Here is a 26,441-nt window from a genome sequence, read left to right on the forward strand (position 1 = left end):
TATAAATTTAAGTGTTAATTATTATAAATAATTAAAAAACAATAATTTAAATTATCAATTGACTTTTATTAAAAATACTAAAAAAATAATAACAATGTAATATTTATGAACAATGTCGATACCAAACTAGTTAATTATTTTCTATCTTGCTCTTAAGTTAGCCAATTGAACAACGGAGAATCACATCAAGATAACATACATAATATACTTTATCTGATTACTCTTGTGGATTCATCCATAATGAGAAAAAGGCTAACTCAATCATGTATATTGAAAATATAAAGCACTAGCATACGAGTAATTAAAAATTATAGATTTTACGACCAGATAGTGCATGAGATAACGTATTACCATCGACATATTCAAGCTCACCACCGACAGGTACACCATGAGCAATTCGAGAAATATTCACTTGATATTTTTGTGCTAACTCAGCAATAAAATGTGCTGTAGCTTCCCCTTCAACAGTTGGGTTAGTAGCTAAAATAACCTCTTCAAATTGCCCAGACGCAAATTGGTTTGCTAAAATATCTAAACCTAGATCATCAGGCCCTATACCATCAATCGGGGATAAGTGTCCCATTAACACAAAGTATTTTCCAGTAAATTCACCTGTTTGCTCTATAGCAATAACATCACCAGGGCTTTCAACAACACACAAACTTGTGGCTACTTTTCGCTTCGGACTCTGGCAAATTTCACATAAATCTTGCTCAGTAAAATTCCGGCAAGATTGGCAATGACCAATATCGACCATTGCTTTGGCTAAAGTGTTTGCCAATTTACTCCCTCCATGACGATTTCGCTCCAGCAACTGAAAAGCCATACGTTGAGCTGACTTAGCGCCCACACCAGGTAAACATTTCAAGGCATCGATAAGTTCTTGTACTAAAGGACTAAATTTCATAAAACATACTTAAGGTTGTCAATAAGAGTAAATTAAAAATGATTATACAGGACTTGATACAGGATAAAGTACCTGATCTTTATATCCCGTAGTAATTGGCATAAAGCCAGACAATAGCTGATCTAGTTCATTATCACCAGTATCGCTAATTAGAGGCGTATTATTTAAAGCCGCTAATTTTTTTTTCGTAGCAATAATCATAATATTGTCCTTGCCACCACGTTGCTCAAGAATAAGACGAATGATACGTGGACTTAATTGCTGATTACCGCGACCAAAAATATGGCCTTGCCCACCAATTAAAGTAATAACTAAGGTTATATTTTGCTGCTCAGTCGCTGCTGACTCTTTTGTTGCTATAAGATGTTGCCATAGTTGCTTTTCAGTTACATCATTAGCAACGAGCATTTGATTTTTTACTAAATCAACACCGAGTAAAGTATTATCTAAACCAAGCTCTCCCATTAAAAAGTCAGTTGTTGAACCCGAGCCAATAATAAATAAAGCTTCTTCATTATCACTCATATGTGAAATAACATCTTCACTAATATCTTGCAGTACTAATTCATCTAACTCTTTACCACCAGATTTAACCGCCTGAATATATCTAAGCTCACTTGGAATCTGCATTTCACCAAAACGTTTAGCTTTAACAATTCCTTGGCGAAATAATGATTCATCAATATCCATCACATCACCTTCAGTTAATGTTACTAACTGCTTAGTGACCATTAACTCTACTACTCGCCCAGCAGCCTTGGGTGTAATAGCATAAACACCAGAATGAATTTTACATCCTGCAGGTATTCCTAACACTGGTATTTGTGATGAATCTTTTTTCTGAGCATTTAAGGCAACTACTTTCGCGATATTACGCGCTGTCCCATCACCACCAGCAAATAAAATAATATCAACTTGTTTAGTGAGTAAAGCCGATATCGTTTTTTCTGTGTCAATGGCTTGGGTTTTATCTGTAGATGTTTGATAAACCAGCTCTACATTAAAACCTAGTGATTTAGCCGTTTGTTCACCCATTTGATTATTTGCTGTATATATGATTATTTCATCTTGATATGGTAATAAAATATTCAGTGCTGTTTGTGTTCGCTCATTTGCTTTAAATTCAGCGCCAAGCGCTAAGGCGTGATTAACCATATCATCACTCCCTTTTAACGCAACACTTCCACCAATACCTGCGATAGGATTAATGACTAAGCCTAATTTGAACATTATTTATCTTCTTTGTTTTTAATAAAATCATCAATTTTTAAAGGTAAAGGCGTATTATAAAAATTAGCCAAAACTTCAATAAACTGATTTGCTCTTGCAGGAAAACCTTGTTGTAAAAACACTTTAACCTGCTGAAATACTTTCTTTTTAAAACCATCAGTATCAGCTTGAAATCCATTTAAGTTATCAGAAGAAACATGGAAATCTTTTTTAACGGCGACATTAAAAGCCCACTCAATAGCTTGTGGGATAATTTCAACTTGCTCAAATTGAGCTTGTTGCTGCTCATCTCGCCCATCCGGAACATACCAATATCCATAATCTTCAAGCAAACGCCTTTTGGCGCCGGCATGACACCAATGCGCTATTTCATGAAAAGCACTTTCATAGTAACCATGAGCAAAAACGATTTGATTATAGCTACATTGATTATTTTTGGGTAAATAGATTGGTTCATCATCTCCCTTAATTAATCGTGTGTTATAAGATTGACTAAACGTTTTATCAAAAAGCGCAATTAAATCTTGATAATGGTATGGCATAACATTTATTAGTAAAAGTACAATAGTGGGAAAATAATAGCGCTATTGTAACGAAAAATGACGCTTGTGACAGCGTCATTTTAACTATGATAACGTTTAATAAAAGTTTAACCTTTCATGATTTATTTAAACATCATCTTCAATCTTATCCTTACCTTTAGTACGCTCGATACTATCAAGCTTATGATGGATAGCTGATTTAATCATCATATAAGCACTAATTGGCGCGGTTAGTAAAAGAAAGATAGAAATTAAAATTTCCTTTAAGCTTAACCCGTCTTGTGTTGTACTAAAGAAAATCATTGCCGCAGTTAATAGTGACGCCATACCTAGGGTAGTTGCTTTCGTTGGTCCATGAAGTCGCATAAAAAAATCAGGCATTTTCACTAAACCAATAGAACCAATAAGTACAAAAGTTCCACCAATTAATAATAATATTGAAATAATCCATTCAATCATAATTTATACCTTACTCTATAATATCGCCACGTAATAAGTACTTACATACAGCGACAGTACTTACAAAACCTAACATAGCAATTAGCAATGCAGCTTCAAAATACAACCCTGTCCCCATATTCATACCGTATAAAATAATCAATGCAATACTATTGATATACATGGTATCAAGTGCCAATATTCTATCAGGAACGGAAGGACCTATTAGCAAACGCCATAAGTTTAATATTAACGACAGACCTATCATCGCAAACACAATCAAGATAACAGTTTCTAGCATTGAAATATCTCCTTAAGAGGCGCTTCATAGCGTTGTTTAATAGTATTGATCAAAGCTTCTTCATCGGTAAGATTTAAAACATGTATCAATAAAAATCGTTGTTCAGGCTTCTCTCCTTCCGTGAAACATTCTCGCCAAGGGTAAACTTCAGCGCTTACTGTTCCTGGTGTTAATGACACAGTACTCGCTAATATGGTAATTGGCATGCTATGTGTTAAATCTAACGGCACTTTAACAAAGCCAGGCGTCAATTTTTTTGTTGGGCCTAAGATTAATATAGCAACCTCAAGATTTGCCGTAACTATGTCATATAACACCAACATTAAATGACGTAACGCTAACATAGGCTTTAATACTAATGGCTGTTTAGTTCTAAATGGGTTAGTCGCAAGCGGAATAACAATAGCAAGAATAATAGCTAAAACAATATGCCCTGTTGATACACTATTATTTAAAAGTAACCAGACAACAAATAACAAAAGGCTCCGGATAGGAGTAGGTAGCCATTTAAACCGAGTATCTAATCGCATTACTGGCCTCCAGGAAGAATAGTTTTAATGTTGTTATTAAAGTCATGCAATTGAGTCGCAGCTCCAATAGCATACTCACTTAACGGCCCTGCAAAAATGCTCATCAATGGTGCGCAGGCTACCAAAATTATTAAAGCAGCTAACTGTGCTGGATGTACACGTTCTTGCTTAGCGCGTTCCGCCACTCTTTGCTCTGAAATCTTAGCTTGATGATGCCAAAAAACAGTACTACCTGCTTTAGCAACTGCAAATAAGACAGCCAAACTCGCGAGTAAATAAAGTGGCCAAAAAACAAAATTATATTCAGTCTCTAGTGTTGCTTGAAGTAACCATACTTTACCAATAAATCCAGATAAAGGTGGCATACCTATTACCGCTACCGCTGCGATAACAAAGCAAGAGCCTAATAACATGGGCTGAGACACCGGAGTACCAGCAGTAATTCGATCTGCAACCTTACCTCGTTGATGACCAATTAAGTCCGCTAATATATATAATGCAGCGGTAACCAACGTCGAATGCACTAAATAATAAATAGCTGCTGAGCTCGCTTCAACTGTTTGCACTGCAACTAAAGCGACTAAAGTACCTATAGAAACAATCACCAAATTAGAAACTAATTTCCTTAAATCTTGGCTAGCAAGCACACCAATGGCACCCATGGTAATTGTCGCTAGTGCTAACCACCATAACCAACTTTGCGCCATATGAGTCAATTCGCCTGCTTCTTCACCAAAAATAAGTGTATAAACACGCATCATTGAATAAACACCGACTTTGGTCATTATCGCAAATAACGCCGCCACAACAGGCATCGCAGTAGCATAAGTATTAGGCAACCATAAATGTAGTGGTAGTAAAGCACCTTTTAATGCAAAAACCACTAATAATAACAAGCCACCTATTTTAGCAAGATAAACATCGTCACCTTGTAAATAAGTTACTTTTTGAGCCATATCAGCCATATTCAGTGTGCCTAACACGCCATATAGGATACCTAAGGCAACTAAGAAAACAGCAGAGCCAACTAGATTCATAATGACGTATTGTAAGGCTGCTCGCGTATTTTTTTTATCTCCACCGTGCATTAACAAAGCATAAGAAGCAATAAGTAATACTTCGAAGAAGACAAAAAGATTAAAAGCATCACCTGTTAAAAACGCACCATTAACCCCTAAAATTAAAAACTGTACTAATGGGTGAAAAAAGCTACCTTTTTCATCATCCCCGGCACTCGCGTATAGAGTACATACAGCACCAAGTAACGAGCTTAAACATACTAACAAAGTAGATAATGGATCTGCGACTAACACAATACCAAAAGGAGCACTCCAATCACCAATCGCATAAACTTGGATTCCATTTGCTTGAACTTTTAATAATAGCGCTAATGAAATTAAAAAAGTGATAAAACTTAACGCTACAGAAGAAAATCGTCTAATCGCCTTGTTTTTCCCACATGGCGGCATTAGTAGGATGACCCCTGCCAACATAGGTAATAATATAGGTAAAGATGTCAAATGCTGGCTCATACTTTGCCCTTTTTCTTATTCTCTGGAACTTGTCCATTGACATGATCGTTGCCTAAATCTGCCCGCCCTCTTATTGCCAAAATAACGACAAAAGCCGTCATAGCAAAGCCGATAACGATCGCTGTTAATACAAAAGCTTGTGGTAATGGATCAGCATATACTTCACTGTAACCTAAAACTGCAGCACTATTTAGACTAAGTCGTCCTGAAGAAAACAAAAATAAATTAACACCGTAAGACAGCATTGTTAAACCTAAAACCACAGGAAAAGTTCGTGATCTTAAAATTAAGAACACACCACAAAAAACCAACACTCCAACACAAGATGCGTATAGTAATTCCATTAAATATTTACCTCTTCTTTAGGAGCATTTGCCGTTAACTTACCAAGACTACCTAAAATCATTAATGTCGCACCAACAACCGTAATATAAACACCTAAATCAAATACCAGTGCACTGGCAAGTTCAATTTCACCAATAAAAGGTATATTGAAATAATCAAACCAAGTTGTCATGAACGGTTTATCAAAGAACCAACTACCAACACCGGTAAATAACGCAATAGCAATCCCTGAGGCAATTATTTTGCGGTAATTAATTGTTAATCGTTCAGCAATCCAATTTGAACCATGCGCTATATACTGCAAAATAAAGGCAATAGCGGTTATTAGTCCGGCAATAAATCCTCCACCTGGTAGATTATGACCACGTAAGAAAATATAAAATGAAACTAATAACGCTAGCGGTAATAACGACTGAGAAATACTCGCTAATAAAATAGGGTATCGTTCTTTTGCCCAAGGGCGACCTTCGCTATCACTACCTGGCATAAATAAAGGTAAATTGATTAAAAGTTTATAAATACCTAATGCCGCAATGCCTAATACACAAATTTCACCTAATGTATCAAAACCACGAAAATCAACTAAAATAACATTAACAACATTAGTGCCACCACCACCTGTTTTAGCATTCGCTAAGAAAAAGTCTGATATAGACTCAAATGGACGTGTAATTAGGGCGTAACAGATACTACCAATAACAACACCTAACGTTGCTGATATGCCTATATCCCGCAATATACGCATTGAGCTAGATTCTCTAGGTGAATACTGTGGTAAAAAGAATAAAGCCAACATCAGCAATATAATAGTAACAACTTCAACCGTTAGCTGAGTTAAAGCTAGATCTGGTGCTGAGAAGCGAGTGAACGCAACGGATACCATTAGCCCTACAACAGAAATCATCAACAAAGAAATCATCCGTGTGCGATACCAAATAACTGTGCTAATAGCACCAATAATTAATAATGCGGCACCAACAGCATTGTGAACATCGATAGGTGTTAATGGTTTTTGCCCTACCAATTGGTTCATTTCAAGTAATGGCCAACCTGAAAAAAGTAATACAACTAAAAACATTAAGGTTAAATAACGCTGTAACGAGCCATTTTCTATCGTATTTATTTTATGCTGACACCACTTTATCGTGCTGTACACCATACCATCGAATGCTTTTTTAGCATTCAGTGGTGGCAATGAATCTTGAAACTTATAAAGGTGACGGCGTTGCGTATACATAAATAAACCACCACTGACTGCAATAGCACTCATCAATAACGGTAAATTAAAGCCGTGCCACAGTGTTACTTTAAACTCTGGCACATAACCACCTAACACCGCGAAAGAGGCAGATTTTAAAATATCATTTACAATAAAGTTGGGGAATATTCCCACAAGTAAACATAAGGCGACTAATATTTCAATTGGTACCCGCATATAGCGAGGTGGCTCATTCGGTTGTCTAGGTAGGTCAATAGGATCGCCATTAAAGAAAACATCATGGATAAATCGTGCAGAATAAGCGACAGCTAAAGCACCTGCAATGGTGGCAAGTACCGGAATAAGCCATGACATGGAGCCTAATAACTGCTGATGTAATGTTTCAGCAAAAAACATTTCTTTAGACAAAAATCCATTTAACAACGGAACTCCTGCCATTGCTGCGGCAGCAACCATAGCCAATGTTGCAGTATAGGGCATAAATCGCCACATACCATTGAGCTTGCGCATATCGCGCGTCCCCGTTTCATGGTCAATAATACCTGTTGCCATAAATAATGAGGCTTTAAAGGTTGCATGATTAATTATATGGAAAATAGCAGCGACTGTTGCAAGTTCAGTACTCAAGCCTAATAACAGAGTAATTAAGCCTAAGTGACTAATAGTTGAATAAGCTAATAGACCTTTTAAATCATGTTTAAATAAAGCTATATAAGCACCAAATAATAATGTAGTTAAACCAGTTATACTAACAATAATAAACCAAGTATCTGTTCCCGCTAGCACAGGATAAAAACGAGCTAATAAGAAAATACCCGCTTTAACCATAGTGGCTGAATGAAGATAAGCACTTACTGGTGTTGGTGCTGCCATGGCATGGGGTAGCCAAAAATGAAAAGGGAATTGTGCCGACTTAGTGAACGCACCAAGCAACACTAAAATCAGTGCAACTTCATACCAATCATGCCCTTGAATCATTTCTCTACTAGCTAAAATAACATCTAAATTAAAACTACCAACAATATTGCCTAATAACAGTAAACCAGCCAATAAAGCTAACCCACCGCCACCGGTTATCGTTAAAGCCATAATGGCACCTTTACGTGCTTCAGACTTTTGCCACCAATAGCTAATCAGCAAAAATGAACTAATACTGGTAAGCTCCCAAAAAAACCAGAGTTGAATGACATTATTTGACATAACAATACCAAGCATTGCCGTCATAAATAACATTAAATAAGCATAAAGTTTAGGCATGGAATCATTACTACTTAAGTAATAACGGGTATAAAAAATAACTAATATACCAATACCCAGTATCATAAAAATGAATAATAGTGAAAGACCATCCAAGCGAAAGGCTATATCTATACCGAGTAAAGGAATCCACGAAATTGTTTCTCGAATTTCTTCACCTGAAAAAACAGCAGGTGCAAGATTAATGGTCATTAATAATGCAATAACAGGCATTAACAAGGATAACCCTGTCGATTGATTACGAGTTAATTTACCCGTCATTGAAGAAATAATACTGCCAAGTAAGGATAGCAAGGGTATCCAAAGCAAAGTCATAAAGTAAACCTTTTTGATAGCGTCGTATTAGTACGACAGTACACTATATTATTAGTGTGATGAATAGTGTAAATATACAATGTTAATGATAATTTTACTGTATTAGTCTTTGAGTTGTCTATAGTTTGTAATTATAGTTTTGTTCATATTATAAAGTACTCACTAGCCAATTATTGTCTCATTAATATGAAGAACAAGGAACATTACTTTTTGAATTAAATTTAACTTTCAGCCTACTACTCTATAACTATTAATTACAACAAATCAACTAATTAAGATCATAGTTAGCATCGATTTTAACTGTATGTTCACACCTAAAATACCAAAATCGTTTAGATTATGTAAAATTTTATGTCAAAAATTAAAATAACGCCTTCTAGCACTAGTCGCACTGCCTATATAAAGTGTAGTATTTACCTCACTTAAGAAGTATTAGTTTGCCAGGTGATAAATGAAGAAGCTAGACAATATCGATTTACAAGTATTAACTATTTTATATAATGATGCAGATATTACGAATAAAGAATTAGCTGAAAAAATAGGAATAGCACCATCAACCTGTCTAGAACGTGTAAAACGTTTAAGGCAAAATGGCGTAATAAAAGGTGCTTATATTGATGTCAATTTAAATACGATTGGTGGCAACATTGAAGCAATAGCAGCTATTCGTTTACAACCTTATTCAGAGCAAATTGTAAATCAGTTTAGAGATGATTTATTAAAATATCCTGAAATATTAAACCTTTATCATATGGGTGGTAGTTATGATTACTATATTCATATGTCAGTGCAAGATAGTGAACATTTACGCCAATTTGTTTTTAAAAATATAACCTCAAGAGACGAAGTTACTACGGTAGAAACTTCGCTTGTTTTTGAGCATAGCCGCAGTGGCGTACTACCTAAATTCCAAACAGATTAATTATTAGCTTTAGAATCTCTACTGCGATATGTTTTTGAAGACGTATTGTGCTGCGGTCTACTCTTCACTGAATGATTATATTGCTTCACCGCTTTTTTAGTACTACGCTCTTGATAATTTCTTGTTTGGCGTTGCTTAGCGGTCACTTTCTGAATATTCTTGTGCGAAGCATTAACTTTATGTTGCACAACTTTTTTCTGTTTAAGTTGACTTTCAAGATGCTGTGTTGATTTTCGTTTATTATGCAGCCTCACTTTTTTACTATAGTATTTTTGACCTGTAGCCATACTTCTATAAGCAACACCTTTTCTATGTATCGGTTGATGAACCCAGCGTTTAGCATAACCTCCTCTTGAAATGACACTAGGTTTACGATAATGATGAGACTTATGTGGGTTCACAACAAGTACATGACGTTTTTTCCATTGAAAAGTACTAAAGAAATAATTAAATGAGATGTGAACACCTGAATGCCAATAAAAAGGGTTATGGCGATTTACAGAAACGTGCAAAGAAGGACGCCAGTATACCGGTGGATATGACGCCCAATGCCAAGTACCATAAACCATACGAGTGTCATAATAAGGAACATACACAACTTCTTTTTTCACAGGTTCAATTATGATATTACTGTCTTCATAACTGATTTCCATATTATTCATTTTACTAAGATTGCCAGCAAGTTTAGCTTTTTCTCTAAGCGTTTGAATCCCGTCAAGAACTCTAGCTTCATCTTCTAAAAATGTATCACCTAATAATTGCATCCATGTTAAGTCTTCACTTAAATGAGTCAGTATTTGCTCAAAAGGCACTAATGCTTTAACACTAGCATCCCAATCAAAGCTTTCAATTGCTTGAGCAATTTGAGCAGCATTTAAGTCTGCATTATTTTCTAACCAGCGTTGTGCTTTAATAACTTCAATAGGATATGTTGACGATATCAAGATATGCGTTAACAAACTGTCAGGATATAAGGCTATTGGCGCTAACATTTGCGCTAACTCGGCATCACTTACTTCTGACTGTTCTTGCCCATCTAATTGATAACTTTGTTGTGAAAATGCACTAAAACTCACCGAGGCACTTAATATAAAACTTAATAACAAAATAAAGGTTTTCATCATTTCTATCCTCTTTACTGATCTTAAGTAATAAGCATACCTTGACCAAACTGAACACAAGCTGAATATATACTAGGTTGATATATCAAATACCAGTGTAAAGGTAGCGCCACCAAGCGTAGCTGATTTGCTGATAAATAACTGACCTTGATAGCTACTCACTAGATCGTTAACGATTGCTAAACCTATACCATGTCCAGCTTGATAGGTATCAGCCCTGCCCCCGCGGGATAAAATAACAGCCTGCTGTGATTGATTAATACCTGCACCATCATCAGAAATCTCTATAGTTAACGTTGTGCTTTTATTATAAACTTTAATTACTATCTTACTTTTAGCTGCTTTACAGGCGTTATCTAATATATTGCCTAAAATTTCCATTAAATCACCTTCATCTCCCCTAAAAATGGCCGACTTATCTACATCAAGTGTGAAACACAGTTGGTTTTCTTTGTATAGCTTCTCTAATGTTTTAACCAGCTTTTCGATTACTGCTTTTACTTCTACCCCCAAATACCATGACAATTGCCCTGAACTTTGTGCTCTTTTTAATTGATGCTCAATAATTTGGTTGATTTGCTGTAGTTGCTCATTGGCCCCAACTGAAATTTCTTTTTCACTTTGCATGATAGCAAGTGGAGTTTTCAAACTATGAGCCAAATCAGATAAAGCATTACGGTACCGTTTTCGTTGGTTCTCTTCTGTTACAAGTAATGTATTCAGTTGTTTTACCACCTTCTGAAGTTCAAGTGGGTAATAACCTTTCAATAACTTCTGCTGCCCTTTTTCAATATGTTCAAGCTCATATGTTAATTGTCTTAACGGTTTTAAGGTCCACAACAAGCCTATAAGCTGAACAAAGACAAACACGACGATTAATAATAACAGCCAGCCCCAAAGCTTATGTCTAAAATCGCTCAGTGCAATCAGCATATTCTCTTGATCTTTAATAATATGAAGCGTTATAGGGAATTCTTGTCCGTTGTTAAAAAAACTAACACTAAAACTAAAGAGCAAGTGACTACTACCTTCTAAATCTATTGTTGAAAACAATGTCTCTCCAACAATCGGTGAAGGTAATAACGTTGGTAAGGATAAGGTTAGCAAAGATTGTGATTGCCATAATGGTCTATTTTCGGGTTTACTCTCTGCCAATATAGCTACATCATCGGTAGGCGTTATTACTGCATACAACCCCGACTGACTAACATTAAATTGGTTTTCCAGTAAGAGTTCAGGCATAACTAATTCATTGTTTTCTACTTCAGCTACAGTCAAAATGGAATAACTATAAGCTTTTAATTCGTTTTGACTTCCTGACATTAACTGTCGTTCAAAAGCACTGCTTAATGTAAAACCAATAATAGGCAACATAATAACTGTCATTACTAATGTGCTCAGTAATAACCTAACCTTTAACGAATTCATTTAGCATCTAATCGCTTTAATTTATAACCATGACCTCGAAGGGTTTCAATAAAACCATATTCACCAGTAGGGTCGAGTTTTTTTCTTAAGCGTCTGATAAAAACTTCAATAACATTTGAGTCAAGATCAAAATCTTGATCATAAATATGCTCAGTAAGTTTTGCTTTAGAAGTCACTTCATCAAGGTGCAGCATCATATATTCCAATAATTTATACTCTGAACTACTCAATTTTATCTCTTGATTATTCACCTCAACCTGTAGGCTTTTGGTATTTAATGTTAGCCCACCATTAGTTATTAGTGGGCTTGCCTGCCCCGCTGAACGTCGTATTAACGCATTTAAACGTGCAAATAATTCTTCAGTCTGAAAAGGTTTAGTCAAATAATCATCTGCGCCGGCATCTAAACCTGCAACTTTATCTTGCCAACGGTCTCTTGCCGTTAACACTAAAATAGGAAAGCTAATATCTTTCTCTCGTAATGATTTAATAACACTAATACCATCAATAATCGGTAAACCTATATCAATAATGGCGGCATCGTAGGGATACTCTTGACCTTGAAATAAACCAGCTTGTCCATCACTAGCGACATCAACTAAATAATTCGCATCAATCAGATGTTTATATAAATTTTGTTGCAAGGCTAAATCATCTTCAATTAATAATAATCGCATATTAATTACCACCACTCACATTACCTGTTTTTGCATCAACAGAAACCGAGATAATATGACCATTATTTTTAATTAACTTAATACGGTAAGAGGACTTTTGTTTTTTCACTTTAAGTACTTTACCACCAAATCGACTTTTAGCCATTTGTGCTGCTTGCTGACTACTCGTTACTCTTAACTGTTGCTTATGCGCTTGCTGATTTGCTTTAATCGCATTGTTGTTAACGGTAAAACTTCCATGTGCAAATGTACTCATCGATAGAGCAGCTAAAAGAAGAAAAAAACAAGATAAAGCAAATTTCATTATTGTTCCAAGTACGAGTGTATTTCAGTATTAACCATAGCTTATTTAAAATAATACTCCTTAGCAACTGAATATAAGCTGAACGTACTCACCCGAGATAAAATATAAAACAAAGCTTATAAACTTTTATAAATCATTCAGCTTACATTCATCTTGATTGCGCTTTAATAAAGTCAGAAGCACATATCACAAGGATAAATTATGTTTAATAACACAAATTCTAACCATGCAATCAAACTAATACTATTGGCCTTTACAAGTATATTATTTTCCACGCAAGCTTATAGTAACGAAGTTAATGAGTCTGCCTTACCAAGCTACTCTATTTCGCAAGGTTCATTTAAAAGCAATTTTACTAGTGAGCTACGCCAACAAGTGATTGACGTTAGTCGACTCACTAACACTCCCGATCAACTTAATAACAAAGCAACATCGAAAACAAGAGAAGAGATGCTTAACAATAATAGTGTACTATTGAATAAAGCCAGTAAAGATAAAGTAACACAAAGGCGTAGTTCTTATTACGACGCTGATTTTACTATTTATGGCGTAACAAGTTTTTTACTTGATGATTTTGATAATGATGGCTTTTATCAAACTTTCAGCGTCGTTTTTGATGCTGATATGTACAGCTATACACAGCACCAACGAGCTGAAGTTTACGCTTTGTTATACCTTAGCAGAAATGGCAAACCATGGAAGCATTACTATACTACTGACACCTTTATTATTGAAGGTGACTCTGACTTAGATGAATATGAAGTTATAACCACTTTTCTTTCTGGTTACCCAACTGATTTTTATGATGTATTAATTGATTTATATCAGGTTGGCTATACCGATATTGTTGCGACCTATAGCTCAGACGATAGCAACGCCTTATATGCATTACCATTAGAAAGTGATAACCATGACGACACTTATATTGAAGTGGTAGAGGTTTACGGTGGTGGTAGTTTTTCTTTTATAGTTTTATTTATGATTATAGCATTAAGCTTTTTCCGTTTTAGCGCTAAACAGTAATAAAGATAATACACATAGCAATGATTTGCTTAAAAATAAAAAACCACAAAAAGAAAACTTTTGTGGTTTTTTTATGTTAAAGATTCGAAGTTATCTGAGCACTATATTGTAAAAATAGAAAGGCTTTCTATTAAAAAGCAGAAAGACACTCTCTCATTTAAACATTTATTTTAGCTTTTTAAGTCATCAAAGAATTTTTTTACACCATCAAAGAAGCCTGTTTCTTTTGGGCTATGCTTTTTACTGCTTTTCCCCATTTTCTCTTCTAATTGACGTAATAAATCCGCTTGATCACCAGATAAGTTTACCGGTGTTTCAAGTACTACTTTACACATTAAATCGCCCGTTGTTGAACTACGTACAGATTTAACACCTTTACCGCGTAAACGGAACATTTTGCCCGTTTGTGTTTCTTTTGGTACTTTTAATTTAACTTTACCACCTAAGGTTGGTACTTCAATTTCGCCACCAAGTGCGGCAGTAACAAAACTAATAGGTACTTCACAATATAAGTGGTTTTCATCACGTACAAATATGTCATGATCACGTACATTAACTTGTACGTATAAATCACCTGCTGGTGCGCCATGTTCGCCAGCTTCACCTTCGCCCGATAAACGAATTCGATCTCCGGTATCAACACCTGCTGGTATTTTTACAGAAAGCGTTTTAGTTTTTTCAACTCGTCCTTGACCACGACATGAAGTACAAGGATCAGAAATAACTTTACCTTTTCCACCACACGTTGGACAAGTTTGCTGTACGGCAAATAACCCTTGACGCATTTGTACTTGTCCATGACCATGACACGTAGAACATGTTTTAGCAGAAGTACCTTTTTTAGCGCCTGAGCCATCACAAGGCTCACAAGCCACAAAAGTAGGTACCTTAATTTCTAGATCTTTACCTTTAACGGCATCTTCAAGGTTTAGCTCTACATTGTAGCGTAAATCAGATCCTCGCTGTGCTCGAGATTGACGACCGCCTCGACCACGACCACCACCAAAGATATCACCAAAAATATCACCAAATGCATCACCAAAATCACCTTGACCACCGCCATGGTGACCACCATGTCCACCTTGTTCAAAGGCAGCATGGCCATACTGATCATAAGCAGCACGCTTTTGATCATCTTTTAGCACTTCGTATGCTTCTTGAATTTCTTTAAAGGTTTCTTCTTTTTCTTTATCACCCTTATTTCTATCAGGATGATACTTCATCGCTAATTTTTTATAGGATTTTTTGATATCGCGCTCACTAGCATCTTTTGATACTTCAAGCACTGCATAATAATCACGTTTTGACATAAATAACTTCTTTTGTTTGCACTTAAATTAACATACGCTTTAACGTAAGAAGCGCCGGGGATAGGCCAGCGCTTTAATTTTACTTCAATCCGAATAAGCTAAAGACTACTTGTCGTCTTTTACTTCTTCAAACTCTGCATCAACAACATCATCAGCAGAATCAGAACCTTCAGCATCTGAAGCAGCGCCTTCAGGCGAACCTTGTGCTTGCTGTTTTGCTTGAGCAATTTCCATTAATTTAGCTGAAGCTTCCATAAGCGCTTGAGATTTAGCATCAATTGCTTCTTTATCTTCACCTTTAAGTACTTCTTCAAGTTCAGAAATTGCCGTTTCAATTTTCTCTTTGTCTTCAGCAGGTAGTTCATCGCCAGTTTCTTCAACTTGCTTGCGAGTAGCGTGAACTATACCATCAGCTTGATTACGAGTTTGTACTAGCTCTTCAAACTTCGCATCAGCATCAGCATTTGCTTCAGCATCATTTACCATTTGCTCAACTTCTTCATCTGATAAACCACTTGAAGCTTTAATCGTAATTTTTTGCTCTTTACCAGTGTTTTTGTCTTTAGCTGTAACATGTAAAATACCATCAGCATCAATATCGAAAGTAACTTCGATTTGTGGTGTACCACGTGGTGCAGGATCAATACCTTCAAGGTTAAATTGACCAAGTGATTTGTTAGCAGAAGCTTGCTTACGTTCACCTTGAACAACATGTACAGTAACCGCAGCTTGGTTATCATCGGCTGTTGAGAATGTTTGTGATTGTTTCGTTGGGATAGTGGTGTTTTTATCGATAACTTTCGTCATCACGCCGCCCATCGTTTCAATACCTAAAGATAAAGGTGTAACATCTAACAATAATACATCAGTTACATCACCTGAAAGAACACCTGCTTGAATTGCTGCACCTGAAGCTACTGCTTCATCAGGGTTAACATCTTTACGTGGCTCTTTACCAAAGAAATCAGATACTGCTTGTTGAACCATTGGCATACGAGACTGACCACCAACTAAGATAACGTCATTTACGTCACTTACTGATAAATCAGCATCTTTAAGTGCTTTTTTAAGTGGTTCTAATGTCGCTTTAACCATATCTTCAACTAATGACTCTAATTTAGCACGTGTAACTTTAATGTTCATGTGCTTAGGACCAGAAGCATCCGCAGTGATGTAAGGTAAGTTAACATCTGTTTGCTGTGCAGAAGAAAGTTCACATTTAGCTTTTTCAGCAGCTTCTTTTAAACGCTGCATTGCTAAAGGATCAGCTGTTAAGTCCATACCTTGGTCTTTTTTAAATTCAGCTACAAGATAGTTAATTAAACGGTTATCAAAATCTTCACCACCTAAATGCGTATCACCATTAGTCGCTAATACTTCAAAAGTGTGCTCACCATCAACTTCATCAATTTCAATAATTGAGATATCGAATGTACCACCACCTAAATCGTATACCGCAACAACTTTATCGCCTTCTTTTTTATCCATGCCGTAAGCAAGAGCAGCAGCAGTAGGCTCATTAATAATACGTTTAACATCAAGACCTGCAATACGACCAGCATCTTTTGTTGCTTGACGTTGTGAATCATTGAAATAAGCAGGAACAGTAATAACGGCTTCAGTTACTTCTTCGCCTAAGTAGTCTTCAGCTGTTTTCTTCATTTTCTTAAGAACTTCAGCAGAAACTTGTGGAGGAGCAACGTTTTTATCACGTGCTGTAACCCAAGCATCACCATTGTCAGCTTTAACAATACCAAATGGCATTATTTTAATATCACGTTGTACTTCTTCGTCTTCAAAACGACGACCAATTAAACGCTTAATTGCGAATAATGTGTTTTTAGGGTTTGTTACTGATTGACGCTTAGCAGGTTGACCTACTAATGTTTCGCCTTCTTCAGTATATGCAATAATCGAAGGTGTAGTACGATCACCTTCTGCATTTTCAATAACACGAACTTTATCGCCGTCTAATACAGCAACACAAGAGTTAGTTGTACCTAAGTCAATACCAATGATTTTACCCATGAGGGAAGCTCCTATCTATTATGTTCTGCTCTCCTTTGAGAGCAAAATCTTAATTAATCTGTTGTTGAAATATTAAATGGGGGTAGGAAAATACTTTTCAATAGAAATTTTGTAAATAAATGCATTTTATTTAAAATAATCATTTCTTCCGTTCTATTAAGCTGTTTTAGTCATGTTTTAGCTAAAGTAACTTAAGCTTAAAAGACAATGCATACCAATATAGGGTTAAAATAAAATATAGGGTTAAAATAAAAAACCAGACAAATTGTCTGGTTTTTGAAAATGCATCACATAGTAACTTGAGAATCTATTTATTTTAACAATTAAACAGATTCATCAACGCTAGGTGCTGCTTTAGATACCATCACCATAGCAGGGCGAATTAAACGACCATTAAGTTCGTAACCTTTTTGCATTACAGCAATAACCGTATTAGGTGCTACGCCAGGCACTTCTTGCATAGACATTGCTTGATGTAATTCTGGGTTAAAAGGTTGATCTTGTGGATCTACAGATTTAATACCAAATTTTTCTAATGATGAGATTAAACCTTGAAGAGTTAATTCAACACCTTCAATAACTGCGGCTTTACTGTCATCTTCTTTATCAATATTTTGTAATGCACGCTCTAAGTTATCAACAGTAACAAGCATTTCACCAGCAAACTTTTCTAAAGCAAACTTTTTCGCTTTATCAACATCTTGCGCAGATCTACGACGAATGTTATCCACTTCAGCCTTCGCTCGAATTACTGAATCTTTTTGATCTGTAACTTTTGCTTGAGCTGCTGCTAAAGCAAGTTCCAACTCATTAATACGCTCTTGTTCAGCACTAATGACTTCATGAGCTTGTTCATGCTGTTCTTCAACTTGTTCTTCTGCTTGCTGAACAATTTCGTCAGCTAATTGCTCTGGCGATAACTCTTCTGTAGAAAACTCAGCAGACTGCTGTTCTTCTGATTTTGTAGACTCTGTAGTCATAAAAAACTCCAATTAAATCTTAGTAATTTTACAATAATAAAAATGCAATAATGCTAATTATGGGGTCAAGCTTTCGCTATTCAAGCCTTTATAGCAACTAATTAAGTGCATTTTATCAAATACAAACTTTACAAGCCACGCAAATAAAGGGAAACTTCTTTTAAAGATATCAAATATGAAATAATTGTTATGGCTCAACTTTATAAAACAATTGGGCTTATTGGTAAGCCCAATCATCAAGGTGCAAGTTCCACAATAGCGGCATTACATGACTATTTACTGGCAAATAAATACCAAGTATTAGTAGAAACATCCGTCGCTACTTCTGTCGAAATTACAGATATGAATGAATGTTCTCTCACCGATATTGGTAATAATGCAGATCTTGCTATTGTTGTTGGTGGTGATGGCTACATGTTAGGTGCTGCTAGAGTTTTAGCTTGTTTTGACATCGGCGTTATTGGTGTAAACCGTGGGAATTTAGGTTTTTTAACCGACTTATCCCCTGATGAAATAATAAAACCACTTGAAGAAATTCTAAATGGTAAATCTCGCTCTGAACAGCGCTTTATCATTGAAGCTGAAGTTTATCGGCATGGTAAACTTAAAAGCTCGAACAGTGCCGTAAACGAGGCGGTTTTACATGCAGGTAAAGTTGCCAGCATGATTGAGTTTGAAGTTCATATTGATAATTCATTTATGTTTAGTCAACGCTCTGATGGTTTGATTATTTCAACTCCTACAGGATCGACCGCTTACTCTATGTCTGCTGGCGGACCTATACTAACGCCTAATTTAAATGCTTTATCTTTGGTACCTATGTTTCCTCATACACTAACTAGTCGCCCTATTGTGGTGGACGGTGATAGTGAAATAAAGCTAATACTTGCAAATGAAAATCAAGAAAGTTTACAAGTTAGCTGTGATGGACATGTAATTCTAGCCGTTATGCCTGGTGACGAAGTTATCATTAAAAAAAGTCCTCAAACTATACGCTTAGTTCATCCTCTCGATCATGATTATTTTAACGTACTACGAAATAAATTAGGATGGGGCAATAAGCTTTATTAATCTTATTTAATAAAAACGATTAAAATTTTCTAAGTTACTTGCAAAAGCATAAATTACTGTATAAATTAACAACTATATATTTATACAGTAAAGTGAGAGTTCACATTATGCTTTTACAACTAAACATTCAAAACTTCGCCATTGTTAAATCACTTGATATTGATTGGCAATCTGGCATGACAACTATCACAGGTGAAACTGGCGCGGGTAAGTCTATAGCAATAGATGCCTTAGGTTTATGTTTAGGAGATAGAGCCACCACTAATGTTGTTCGTCCTAATTGCAAAAAAGCAGAACTTGCTGCCACTTTCGATATACAAAAAAATATAAATGCTCAGCACTGGCTAACGATTCATGATCTGTTATTGGAATCAAGCAATGAGTGTATTCTACGACGAGTAATTTCTGCTGAAGGTCGCTCAAAAGCTTACATTAATGGTAGTCAAGTACCTCTAGTACAGCTTAAAGAAGTGGGTCAATTATTGATCAATATACATGGTCAACATGATCACCAATTAATCGTTAAATCAAGTCAGCAATGTAAGTTGCTCGATGATTATGCAGATCATCAGTCAGCACTGGATGAAGTTAAACATTATTATCAACAATGGCATAAATTAAATAAAGAATTAAATTTATTACAGCAAAACAAACAACAACGTGAAGCTCAGCAACAACTACTCCAATATCAAGTGAATGAACTCAATGAGTTTTCTTTACAAGAAGGAGAGTTTGAAACATTAGAAAGTGATTATAAACGCCATGCTAATGCTCAAGATTTACTTGATACAACTCTCCAATCACTACATACACTTACTGAAGACGAAAGCTTTAATGTACTCGACTCGTTACGCCATTGTAGTGACAACATAGCTGCCTTAGCCCGTTTAGATGAAAGGCTGAAAAATATTGCAACTATTCTTAATGACTCTTTTTTACAAGTTGAAGAGGCTTCTGCAGATCTTAAACACTACTATCAAGAACTTGAATTAGATCCACAAGCATACGCAATAATCGAAGAGCGCTATTCTACAGCCTTGCAACTGGCAAAAAAACATAGTTTACCTCCAGAAAACTTAGTTAGTTTTCATCAATCACTCACTCAAGAGTTAACAAATATTTCCAATGATGAATCAAGAATTAATGTGGTAATTGAAGAACTAGTCAAAACAGAGCAAAACTACCAAGATAGTGCCTTAGTTTTAACTTCTTCGAGAAAAAAAGCAGCCAAAAAATTAAGTAAAGATATTAGCAAAAGCATGCAAGAGCTGAATATGCCCCATGGAAAATTTCACATTGCAATTGAATCACATAATGACAGTCTCACTACGATATCAGCCAATGGTGTAGACAAAATTGACTTTCAGGTCAGTATAAACCCTGGTCAAGCATTAGAGGCAATGAGTAAAGTCGCTTCTGGCGGTGAATTATCCCGTATTAGTTTAGCCATGCAAGTTATATTAGCAGACAAAGTCATTACCCCGACCCTAATTTTTGATGAGGTAGATGTAGGCATAAGTGGTCCTACAGCGGCAATGGTGGGGAGTAAATTACAACAACTAGCTAAAAACACTCAAGTAATATGTGTAACGCATTTACCACAAGTGGCATGTAAGGGACATCAACAGTACTTTGTTAGTAAACTAACCGATGGTGAACATACTGAAACAAAAATAACGGAACTAAGTGAGCAAAGTCGCATCCAAGAAATAGCACGTTTACTTGCAGGTAATAAAATAACCGAGCATAGTTTAGCTAACGCACAAGAGTTATTAGCCGGTTAATTACGGATGTCTATCGCAAATTTATGAAAAATAGCTTTGTATCTCAAGCCGTGCTTCGTTATTATCACTGCTTGCACTTAATGCATTAATTTTTAATTGTATTGATTTATATTTAAGGAAAGTAAAATTTCATGTTGTTTCGTACCTCAATTATTACCATAGCCCTATCACTTTCTGCTTGTTCAAGTTGGGTTTATCGTATTGATATTCCTCAAGGAAACTATCTTGAGCAAAAAAGCATAGATAAAATACAAGTGGGTATGACTAAGGAACAGGTTAAATTTGTTTTGGGAAGCCCTGTTTTAGTTGATTCTTTTGACAAAGATACTTGGAATTATGTTTATCGTTTCAAGTCAGGTCGTAGTGAAAAGTTAGATACCCAGAAGAATTTCACCATGAAGTTTGAAGATAACAAACTAGTTTCAGCAGATGGCGATTTTGAATTATCAGAAAATTTTCATATCCCATTCAACGCCCCTATCATACAAAATGATGAACAAATCAATACGGATAAACAAGGTAGTTAATCGTATTATGCTTTTAAAATAATTGTTTTATTTATATTATTACAATACGAAACTAACTTGAGAGCAACTAATATGACATGATAATTTTCATATTAGCTATTTTTAGTATAGGTTAAATTTGGTTAACTCGTTTTACAACGCGCTAACCAAATTTAATAAAATAACTAGAACTTACTTGTATCGGTAAATAAGCCTACTTTTAAATCTTTAGCTAAATATATTTCACGGCCATCAACACTCACAGTACCGTCAGCTAAGCCCATATATAATTTACGTTTAATTACACGTTTGAAATCAATTCTAAAGGTTACTTTTTTTGCCGTAGGCAAGATTTGTCCAGTAAATTTAACTTCACCTACACCTAATGCTCTTCCTTTACCTGGACCACCAGTCCACGCTAAGAAAAACCCAACTAATTGCCACATAGCATCTAAGCCTAAGCAACCAGGCATTACAGGGTCACCTTTAAAATGACAATCAAAAAACCATAAATCAGGTGAAATATCTAATTCGGCTTCGATAAAACCTTTACCAAACTCACCGCCTTCTTCAGTAATCGTTAATATACGATCCATCATTAGCATGTTGTCTGAAGGAAGTTGTGAGTTACCCTCACCAAACATTTCACCTGTACCTGCTTTAACTAAATCTGCTTTGTTGTACGAACTCTGTTGTGCCATTGCCATAAGTATTTTGACCTATATGAAGTTGTTTACTAAGGATGTAATATTTCTTGAGCGTTACTTTAGCGAACACTTGTACACTAAACAACTCCGAACAGTAAAAAAAACAACTTTAATGGGGATAAAATCGTTTTTTATCGATTGATTTACCCAAGGCAAGATAATATTACTAAATTCTGTAAACATTTAGCGCTATTAGCTTTCACTATCGTATTGCAAAATAAAACGGTCAGGGTAACATAGCAGCTAGTTGCAAAATTTTATAAAGCGCATCGAGATTAAAATGAACGATACCGTTAAAAATAAGAAAAAGGCTATGACTAATGCCGAGAAGCAGAAACGCTACAGGGAAAGACAAAAAGAACGTGGTAAGCAAGAGATGCGCGGATACTTATCACCCGAAGCTAGAGTATGTTATCAATTAATTGCTGAACAAACTAACTGGTCTGATAGTATTATTTTAAGCAACGCAGTTCGCTTAACTTATGCCGCCTATAAAAATGGGCAAATTGGCTTACTTAATAGTTGGCTAAAAAATAACGAGTTATAAAGGCAGATTCCATTGATAAATATATTATTAGTTGACGACCATGAACTAGTACGCACTGGTGTTAATAAAATACTCAACGAAGTTAAAGGTTTTAAGGTTATTGATGAATGTGAAACAGGTGAAGACGCGGTAAAATTTTGTCGTATGACTGAACCCGACGTTATTTTAATGGATATGGATATGCCTGGCATGGGCGGCTTAGAAGCAACGAAAAAGATTTTACGCCTAGCACCAGAAGTTAAAGTAATAATCTTAACGGCTCACACCGAAGACCCTTTCCCAACCAAGGTAATGAAAATAGGTGCTGCTGGTTATTTAACTAAAGGCGCAGGGCCAAATGAAATGATTAATGCTATTAGAGCCGTGAATAGTGGTCAACGTTATTTACCCCCTGCAATAGCTCAACAAATGGCTTTAAGTCAATTTAAAACAAAAGACGAAAACCCTTTTAGCGAATTGTCAGATCGCGAATTACAAATAATGTTAATGATCACTCGTGGTGAAAAAGTACCTGATATTTCTGAACATTTACACTTAAGTCCAAAAACAATTAATAGCTACCGCTATCGAATGTTTGATAAGTTAAATGTAGGAAATGATGTAGAGCTAACACATTTAGCGATTCGTCACGGCATGATAAATACAGAAAAATTATAATTTTGCCAAACATACATAACACCGCACCAACACAACATTTCGATAGCGACGCCTTCTTGAGTTCAGTTACAGATCAAGCTGGTGTTTATCGGATGTACAATGCTAGCCAAACAGTTATTTATGTTGGAAAAGCAAAGCATCTTAAAAAACGTTTGAGCAGCTATTTTCGTAAAGATGTAGGCTCGGTAAAAACAAAAGCATTAGTTAATCAAATTTGCGCTATAGACGTCACTGTAACTCATACAGAAGGCGAAGCATTAATTCTTGAAAATAATTATATTAAAAAGTATCAGCCTAAATATAATATTTTACTCAGAGATGATAAATCTTACCCTTATTTATTAATTACTCACCATAAACACCCTAAACTTGGTCTTCATCGCGGAGGAAAACGCACTAAAGGTGATTATTTTGGTCCCTACCCTACTGTAGGAGCTGTTTGGGAAAGCCTACGCTTAATGCAAAAGATCTTTCCTATCCGACAGTGCGAAGATAGTTATTACAAAGCAAGATCACGACCTTGTTTACAATATCAATTAGGACGTTGTTTAGCACCTTGCGTTGACAAAATATCTGAGAAAAATTACCAACAACAAGTTGATTTAGCCAAACTATTTTTAAAAGGTAAAAGCTCAATGGTAATTGAGCAACTTGTTGAAAAAATGGAATTATCGAGTAGCCAATTAGATTTCGAACAAGCGGCTAAATATAGAGATCAAATCACTACATTACGTAAAGTACAGCAACAACAATATGTTAGTGGTATAGCAGCTGAAATGGATGTTATTGGATTATTTAGGCTTAAAACCCAAGTTTGTATTCATTTACTTTGTATTCGTGACCATAAAATATTAGGCAGTAAAAGCTATTTCCCTGTTGTACCTAATGACACAAGTGATGAAGAAGTCATACAAGCATTTATCGGACAACATTATTTAGGCAATGAACTCGGCAGCGGTTCGAACGAAGGCATGATCCCAAAAGAAATTATAGCCCCGTGTGATTTTGAACAACTGACAGAAATTGCAGTATTATTATCAAAACAGTCTGAGCATGAGGTTAAAATATCAACCAAGATTAGATCCGAGCGTCGACAATACTTAAAGCTAGCCGCAACCAACGCACAAACTGCTTTGCTAACAAGAAACAGTCATAAAGAATCGATGCAAGCTAGGTTTGCCGCTTTAAATGAAGTTTTTGAATTACCAAATGGTATAAACCGAATAGAGTGTTTCGATATTAGCCATACAATGGGACAACAAACTATAGCATCTAATGTTGTTTTTAACCAAGAAGGTCCGCTTAAGAGTGATTATCGTCGATATAATGTTTACGGTATTACACCGGGTGATGACTATGCAGCAATGGCTTTTGCTTTAAATAAACGTTATGGAAAAATAAAAGCAACCGATATTGAAGCATTAAAGAAGTTACCTGACATCGTTTTTATTGATGGTGGTAAAGGCCAATTAGCAAAAGCTGAAGAATTTTTTGCACAATTAAGTTCTGAACAAGCGCTTGAAAGAATTCCTTTGCTTGTTGGCGTAGCTAAAGGCGAATCTAGAAAACCGGGCTTAGAAACATTAATACTAGCTGGCTCTCACCAATTAATATCATTACCTGGTACTTCTCCAGCTCTACACCTAGTACAACATATACGCGATGAGTCACACCGATTTGCAATTACAGGACATCGAGCTAAAAGGCAGAAGGTAACTAAAAAGTCAGTATTAGAATCTATCGAAGGGATAGGAGCAAAGAAACGGCAAGCCCTACTGACACACTTAGGTGGAATTCAGGAAGTAAATAAAGCTGACGTAAGTGAATTACAGAAAGTTCCAGGTATTAGTAACGTACTTGCTCAAAATATTTATGACGCTTTACACAATAAGTGACTATATCTAACTCCTGATACTGTGTAGAATAAACTCAGAACTTTTGCTGTTATATCTTTAACTAAAATAAAAACTATGTGGACATTACCCAACCAAATAACCTTATTTCGGATCATTTTGATTCCCGTTTTCCTTATTATTTTCTATTTACCTTTATCTTGGAGTCACTTTGGTGCCTTTGTAGTGTTTTGGACCGCTTCAATTAGCGATGCCTTAGACGGATATTTAGCACGAAAATTAAATCAATCTTCAGCCTTTGGCGCTTTTATTGACCCTGTGGCTGATAAACTGATGGTGGTAGCAGCTTTAGTTATGATCGTACAAGAATATCAGAATTGGCTCATTGCTATTCCGGCAATTATTATGATCGCACGGGAAATATTCATCAGTGCTTTGAGAGAATTTATGTCATCGCGTGGTAAGCGCGACGTTATTGCCGTGTCTGATATGGGAAAATATAAAACCGCAGCTCAAATGTTGGGTATTATGGGATTAATATGGCGACCTGATTACGACATTCCGTTAATTTTATTTTATTTACCGCATGAAATTATCAATTATGCCGCTTACTTTTTCTACGCCATTGCCACTATTTTAACTATTTCAACCTTAGTTAGTTACTTTAAAGCCGCTTGGCCGGAGCTAAAAAGATAATAGCTAGGTTGTTTTTGATTGCTATAGCATCAAATTAGCTGCTTTTTGAGCAGTCGAAATAAAAAAGTTATTTATTAGTTGACTGTAACTTAATACGCTGTAGAATGCGTTTTCGTTGACAGGGAGTCAACAGGTGAAGCGGCTGTAGCTCAGCTGGTAGAGCATCACGTTGCCAACGTGAATGTCACGAGTTCGAGTCTCGTTAGCCGCT

General features: G+C 35.8%; 26 protein-coding genes and 1 tRNA gene. 10 read left to right on the forward strand and 17 right to left on the reverse strand.

What is annotated here, in order from left to right; translation table 11 throughout:
- Positions 1-301 precede the first annotated feature (301 nt).
- The 9 genes from recR to Q4496_RS10980 form a co-directional block, all read right to left on the reverse strand.
- Complete coding sequence (recR, locus tag Q4496_RS10940; RefSeq protein ID WP_215973684.1) at positions 302-907, reverse strand: recombination mediator RecR; 606 nt, start codon at positions 905-907, stop codon at positions 302-304.
- A gap of 42 nt (positions 908-949) precedes the next feature.
- Positions 950-2,140: an ATP-NAD kinase family protein gene (locus tag Q4496_RS10945; protein WP_303610454.1), complete on the reverse strand. Its 1,191-nt coding sequence runs from the start codon at positions 2,138-2,140 to the stop codon at positions 950-952.
- A complete protein-coding gene (locus Q4496_RS10950) occupies positions 2,137-2,679 on the reverse strand; it encodes an elongation factor P hydroxylase (protein ID WP_303602976.1) in 543 nt (180 codons plus the stop codon). Before Q4496_RS10950 ends, Q4496_RS10945 begins: the two co-directional genes overlap by 4 nt.
- Positions 2,680-2,805: 126 nt before the next feature.
- Entirely contained in the window at positions 2,806-3,138 is a 333-nt protein-coding gene (locus Q4496_RS10955) for a Na+/H+ antiporter subunit G (RefSeq protein WP_215973682.1), read from the reverse strand.
- Between the two features lie 10 nt (positions 3,139-3,148).
- Positions 3,149-3,418, reverse strand: a complete 270-nt coding sequence (locus Q4496_RS10960; RefSeq protein WP_215973681.1) for a K+/H+ antiporter subunit F — start codon at positions 3,416-3,418, stop codon at positions 3,149-3,151.
- Complete coding sequence (locus tag Q4496_RS10965) at positions 3,412-3,948, reverse strand: Na+/H+ antiporter subunit E (protein WP_215973680.1); 537 nt, start codon at positions 3,946-3,948, stop codon at positions 3,412-3,414. Before Q4496_RS10965 ends, Q4496_RS10960 begins: the two co-directional genes overlap by 7 nt.
- Positions 3,948-5,480 (reverse strand): monovalent cation/H+ antiporter subunit D, encoded by a 1,533-nt coding sequence (locus Q4496_RS10970; protein WP_303610448.1) that lies wholly within the window; start codon positions 5,478-5,480, stop codon positions 3,948-3,950. The genes Q4496_RS10965 and Q4496_RS10970 overlap by 1 nt, the downstream gene beginning before the upstream one ends.
- Positions 5,477-5,824: a Na+/H+ antiporter subunit C gene (locus Q4496_RS10975; protein ID WP_215973678.1), complete on the reverse strand. Its 348-nt coding sequence runs from the start codon at positions 5,822-5,824 to the stop codon at positions 5,477-5,479. Before Q4496_RS10975 ends, Q4496_RS10970 begins: the two co-directional genes overlap by 4 nt.
- Complete coding sequence (locus Q4496_RS10980) at positions 5,824-8,616, reverse strand: monovalent cation/H+ antiporter subunit A (RefSeq protein WP_215973677.1); 2,793 nt, start codon at positions 8,614-8,616, stop codon at positions 5,824-5,826. Before Q4496_RS10980 ends, Q4496_RS10975 begins: the two co-directional genes overlap by 1 nt.
- 451 nt (positions 8,617-9,067) lie before the next feature.
- On the opposite strand from Q4496_RS10980, the gene Q4496_RS10985 reads away from it, so the two are divergent.
- Positions 9,068-9,538, forward strand: a complete 471-nt coding sequence (locus Q4496_RS10985) for an Lrp/AsnC family transcriptional regulator (RefSeq protein WP_215973676.1) — start codon at positions 9,068-9,070, stop codon at positions 9,536-9,538.
- On the opposite strand, the gene Q4496_RS10990 is transcribed toward Q4496_RS10985, so the two are convergent.
- From Q4496_RS10990 to Q4496_RS11005, 4 genes are all read right to left on the reverse strand, one after another.
- Positions 9,535-10,662, reverse strand: coding sequence for a DUF3300 domain-containing protein (locus Q4496_RS10990; RefSeq protein WP_303610449.1), 1,128 nt, complete (start codon positions 10,660-10,662; stop codon positions 9,535-9,537). The two genes, Q4496_RS10985 and Q4496_RS10990, sit on opposite strands and share 4 nt — an antisense overlap.
- 69 nt (positions 10,663-10,731) lie before the next feature.
- Positions 10,732-12,087, reverse strand: a complete 1,356-nt coding sequence (locus Q4496_RS10995) for an ATP-binding protein (RefSeq protein WP_215973674.1) — start codon at positions 12,085-12,087, stop codon at positions 10,732-10,734.
- The gene (locus Q4496_RS11000; protein WP_215973673.1) at positions 12,084-12,764 is read right to left on the reverse strand and encodes a response regulator transcription factor; all 681 of its coding nucleotides are present in this window, start codon (positions 12,762-12,764) and stop codon (positions 12,084-12,086) included. Before Q4496_RS11000 ends, Q4496_RS10995 begins: the two co-directional genes overlap by 4 nt.
- A 1-nt stretch (position 12,765) precedes the next feature.
- Positions 12,766-13,068 carry a PepSY domain-containing protein gene (locus tag Q4496_RS11005; RefSeq protein WP_215973672.1) on the reverse strand — a complete coding sequence of 101 codons (303 nt, stop codon included), beginning with the start codon at positions 13,066-13,068 and terminating at the stop codon, positions 12,766-12,768.
- A gap of 201 nt (positions 13,069-13,269) precedes the next feature.
- Here Q4496_RS11005 and Q4496_RS11010 point away from each other — a divergent pair, with 201 nt between their 5' ends.
- Positions 13,270-14,091: a choice-of-anchor H family protein gene (locus Q4496_RS11010; protein WP_303610450.1), complete on the forward strand. Its 822-nt coding sequence runs from the start codon at positions 13,270-13,272 to the stop codon at positions 14,089-14,091.
- A 170-nt stretch (positions 14,092-14,261) separates the two neighbouring features.
- Here Q4496_RS11010 and dnaJ read toward each other — a convergent pair whose 3' ends face one another.
- From dnaJ to grpE, 3 genes are all read right to left on the reverse strand, one after another.
- On the reverse strand, positions 14,262-15,401 hold the full coding sequence (gene dnaJ / locus Q4496_RS11015; RefSeq protein WP_215973670.1) for a molecular chaperone DnaJ: 1,140 nt from the start codon (positions 15,399-15,401) through the stop codon (positions 14,262-14,264).
- A gap of 105 nt (positions 15,402-15,506) precedes the next feature.
- Positions 15,507-17,429 (reverse strand): molecular chaperone DnaK, encoded by a 1,923-nt coding sequence (gene dnaK, locus Q4496_RS11020; protein WP_303610451.1) that lies wholly within the window; start codon positions 17,427-17,429, stop codon positions 15,507-15,509.
- Positions 17,430-17,752: 323 nt separating this feature from the next.
- Positions 17,753-18,409 carry a nucleotide exchange factor GrpE gene (gene grpE, locus Q4496_RS11025; RefSeq protein WP_215973668.1) on the reverse strand — a complete coding sequence of 219 codons (657 nt, stop codon included), beginning with the start codon at positions 18,407-18,409 and terminating at the stop codon, positions 17,753-17,755.
- Between the two features lie 189 nt (positions 18,410-18,598).
- On the opposite strand from grpE, the gene nadK reads away from it, so the two are divergent.
- The 3 genes from nadK to Q4496_RS11040 all read left to right on the forward strand — a co-directional run bounded on the left by nadK (position 18,599) and on the right by Q4496_RS11040 (position 21,791).
- Positions 18,599-19,480: an NAD(+) kinase gene (nadK, locus tag Q4496_RS11030; protein WP_215973667.1), complete on the forward strand. Its 882-nt coding sequence runs from the start codon at positions 18,599-18,601 to the stop codon at positions 19,478-19,480.
- A gap of 107 nt (positions 19,481-19,587) precedes the next feature.
- A complete protein-coding gene (gene recN / locus Q4496_RS11035) occupies positions 19,588-21,264 on the forward strand; it encodes a DNA repair protein RecN (protein WP_215973666.1) in 1,677 nt (558 codons plus the stop codon).
- Positions 21,265-21,395: 131 nt separating this feature from the next.
- Positions 21,396-21,791: an outer membrane protein assembly factor BamE gene (locus tag Q4496_RS11040; RefSeq protein WP_215973665.1), complete on the forward strand. Its 396-nt coding sequence runs from the start codon at positions 21,396-21,398 to the stop codon at positions 21,789-21,791.
- A gap of 164 nt (positions 21,792-21,955) precedes the next feature.
- On the opposite strand, the gene fabA is transcribed toward Q4496_RS11040, so the two are convergent.
- Entirely contained in the window at positions 21,956-22,471 is a 516-nt protein-coding gene (gene fabA / locus Q4496_RS11045; RefSeq protein WP_215973861.1) for a bifunctional 3-hydroxydecanoyl-ACP dehydratase/trans-2-decenoyl-ACP isomerase, read from the reverse strand.
- 286 nt (positions 22,472-22,757) lie between these two features.
- On the opposite strand from fabA, the gene Q4496_RS11050 reads away from it, so the two are divergent.
- The 5 genes from Q4496_RS11050 (at position 22,758) to Q4496_RS11070 (ending at position 26,441) form a co-directional block, all read left to right on the forward strand.
- Entirely contained in the window at positions 22,758-23,024 is a 267-nt protein-coding gene (locus Q4496_RS11050) for a hypothetical protein (RefSeq protein WP_159821107.1), read from the forward strand.
- Between the two features lie 12 nt (positions 23,025-23,036).
- Positions 23,037-23,681 carry a UvrY/SirA/GacA family response regulator transcription factor gene (gene uvrY / locus Q4496_RS11055; RefSeq protein ID WP_215973664.1) on the forward strand — a complete coding sequence of 215 codons (645 nt, stop codon included), beginning with the start codon at positions 23,037-23,039 and terminating at the stop codon, positions 23,679-23,681.
- 56 nt (positions 23,682-23,737) lie between these two features.
- A complete protein-coding gene (gene uvrC, locus Q4496_RS11060) occupies positions 23,738-25,576 on the forward strand; it encodes an excinuclease ABC subunit UvrC (RefSeq protein ID WP_303610452.1) in 1,839 nt (612 codons plus the stop codon).
- Between the two features lie 75 nt (positions 25,577-25,651).
- A complete protein-coding gene (gene pgsA, locus Q4496_RS11065) occupies positions 25,652-26,230 on the forward strand; it encodes a CDP-diacylglycerol--glycerol-3-phosphate 3-phosphatidyltransferase (RefSeq protein WP_215973663.1) in 579 nt (192 codons plus the stop codon).
- A gap of 138 nt (positions 26,231-26,368) precedes the next feature.
- Positions 26,369-26,441 (forward strand) — tRNA-Gly (locus Q4496_RS11070).

The organism is Colwellia sp. 5_MG-2023 (genome assembly GCF_030547795.1).
Lineage (GTDB): Bacteria > Pseudomonadota > Gammaproteobacteria > Enterobacterales > Alteromonadaceae > Colwellia.

Bases quoted from the DNA above. Each gene is read 5' to 3' on its own strand.
- recR (WP_215973684.1), bottom strand. From the start codon at position 907: ATGAAATTTAGTCCTTTAGTACAAGAACTTATCGATGCCTTGAAATGT.
- Q4496_RS10950 (WP_303602976.1), bottom strand. From the start codon at position 2,679: ATGCCATACCATTATCAAGATTTAATTGCGCTTTTTGATAAAACGTTT.
- Q4496_RS10955 (WP_215973682.1), bottom strand. From the start codon at position 3,138: ATGATTGAATGGATTATTTCAATATTATTATTAATTGGTGGAACTTTT.
- Q4496_RS10960 (WP_215973681.1), bottom strand. From the start codon at position 3,418: ATGCTAGAAACTGTTATCTTGATTGTGTTTGCGATGATAGGTCTGTCG.
- Q4496_RS10965 (WP_215973680.1), bottom strand. From the start codon at position 3,948: ATGCGATTAGATACTCGGTTTAAATGGCTACCTACTCCTATCCGGAGC.
- Q4496_RS10970 (WP_303610448.1), bottom strand. From the start codon at position 5,480: ATGAGCCAGCATTTGACATCTTTACCTATATTATTACCTATGTTGGCA.
- Q4496_RS10975 (WP_215973678.1), bottom strand. From the start codon at position 5,824: ATGGAATTACTATACGCATCTTGTGTTGGAGTGTTGGTTTTTTGTGGT.
- Q4496_RS10980 (WP_215973677.1), bottom strand. From the start codon at position 8,616: ATGACTTTGCTTTGGATACCCTTGCTATCCTTACTTGGCAGTATTATT.
- Q4496_RS10985 (WP_215973676.1), top strand. From the start codon at position 9,068: ATGAAGAAGCTAGACAATATCGATTTACAAGTATTAACTATTTTATAT.
- Q4496_RS10990 (WP_303610449.1), bottom strand. From the start codon at position 10,662: ATGATGAAAACCTTTATTTTGTTATTAAGTTTTATATTAAGTGCCTCG.
- Q4496_RS10995 (WP_215973674.1), bottom strand. From the start codon at position 12,087: ATGAATTCGTTAAAGGTTAGGTTATTACTGAGCACATTAGTAATGACA.
- Q4496_RS11000 (WP_215973673.1), bottom strand. From the start codon at position 12,764: ATGCGATTATTATTAATTGAAGATGATTTAGCCTTGCAACAAAATTTA.
- Q4496_RS11005 (WP_215973672.1), bottom strand. From the start codon at position 13,068: ATGAAATTTGCTTTATCTTGTTTTTTTCTTCTTTTAGCTGCTCTATCG.
- Q4496_RS11010 (WP_303610450.1), top strand. From the start codon at position 13,270: ATGTTTAATAACACAAATTCTAACCATGCAATCAAACTAATACTATTG.
- dnaJ (WP_215973670.1), bottom strand. From the start codon at position 15,401: ATGTCAAAACGTGATTATTATGCAGTGCTTGAAGTATCAAAAGATGCT.
- dnaK (WP_303610451.1), bottom strand. From the start codon at position 17,429: ATGGGTAAAATCATTGGTATTGACTTAGGTACAACTAACTCTTGTGTT.
- grpE (WP_215973668.1), bottom strand. From the start codon at position 18,409: ATGACTACAGAGTCTACAAAATCAGAAGAACAGCAGTCTGCTGAGTTT.
- nadK (WP_215973667.1), top strand. From the start codon at position 18,599: ATGGCTCAACTTTATAAAACAATTGGGCTTATTGGTAAGCCCAATCAT.
- recN (WP_215973666.1), top strand. From the start codon at position 19,588: ATGCTTTTACAACTAAACATTCAAAACTTCGCCATTGTTAAATCACTT.
- Q4496_RS11040 (WP_215973665.1), top strand. From the start codon at position 21,396: ATGTTGTTTCGTACCTCAATTATTACCATAGCCCTATCACTTTCTGCT.
- fabA (WP_215973861.1), bottom strand. From the start codon at position 22,471: ATGGCACAACAGAGTTCGTACAACAAAGCAGATTTAGTTAAAGCAGGT.
- Q4496_RS11050 (WP_159821107.1), top strand. From the start codon at position 22,758: ATGAACGATACCGTTAAAAATAAGAAAAAGGCTATGACTAATGCCGAG.
- pgsA (WP_215973663.1), top strand. From the start codon at position 25,652: ATGTGGACATTACCCAACCAAATAACCTTATTTCGGATCATTTTGATT.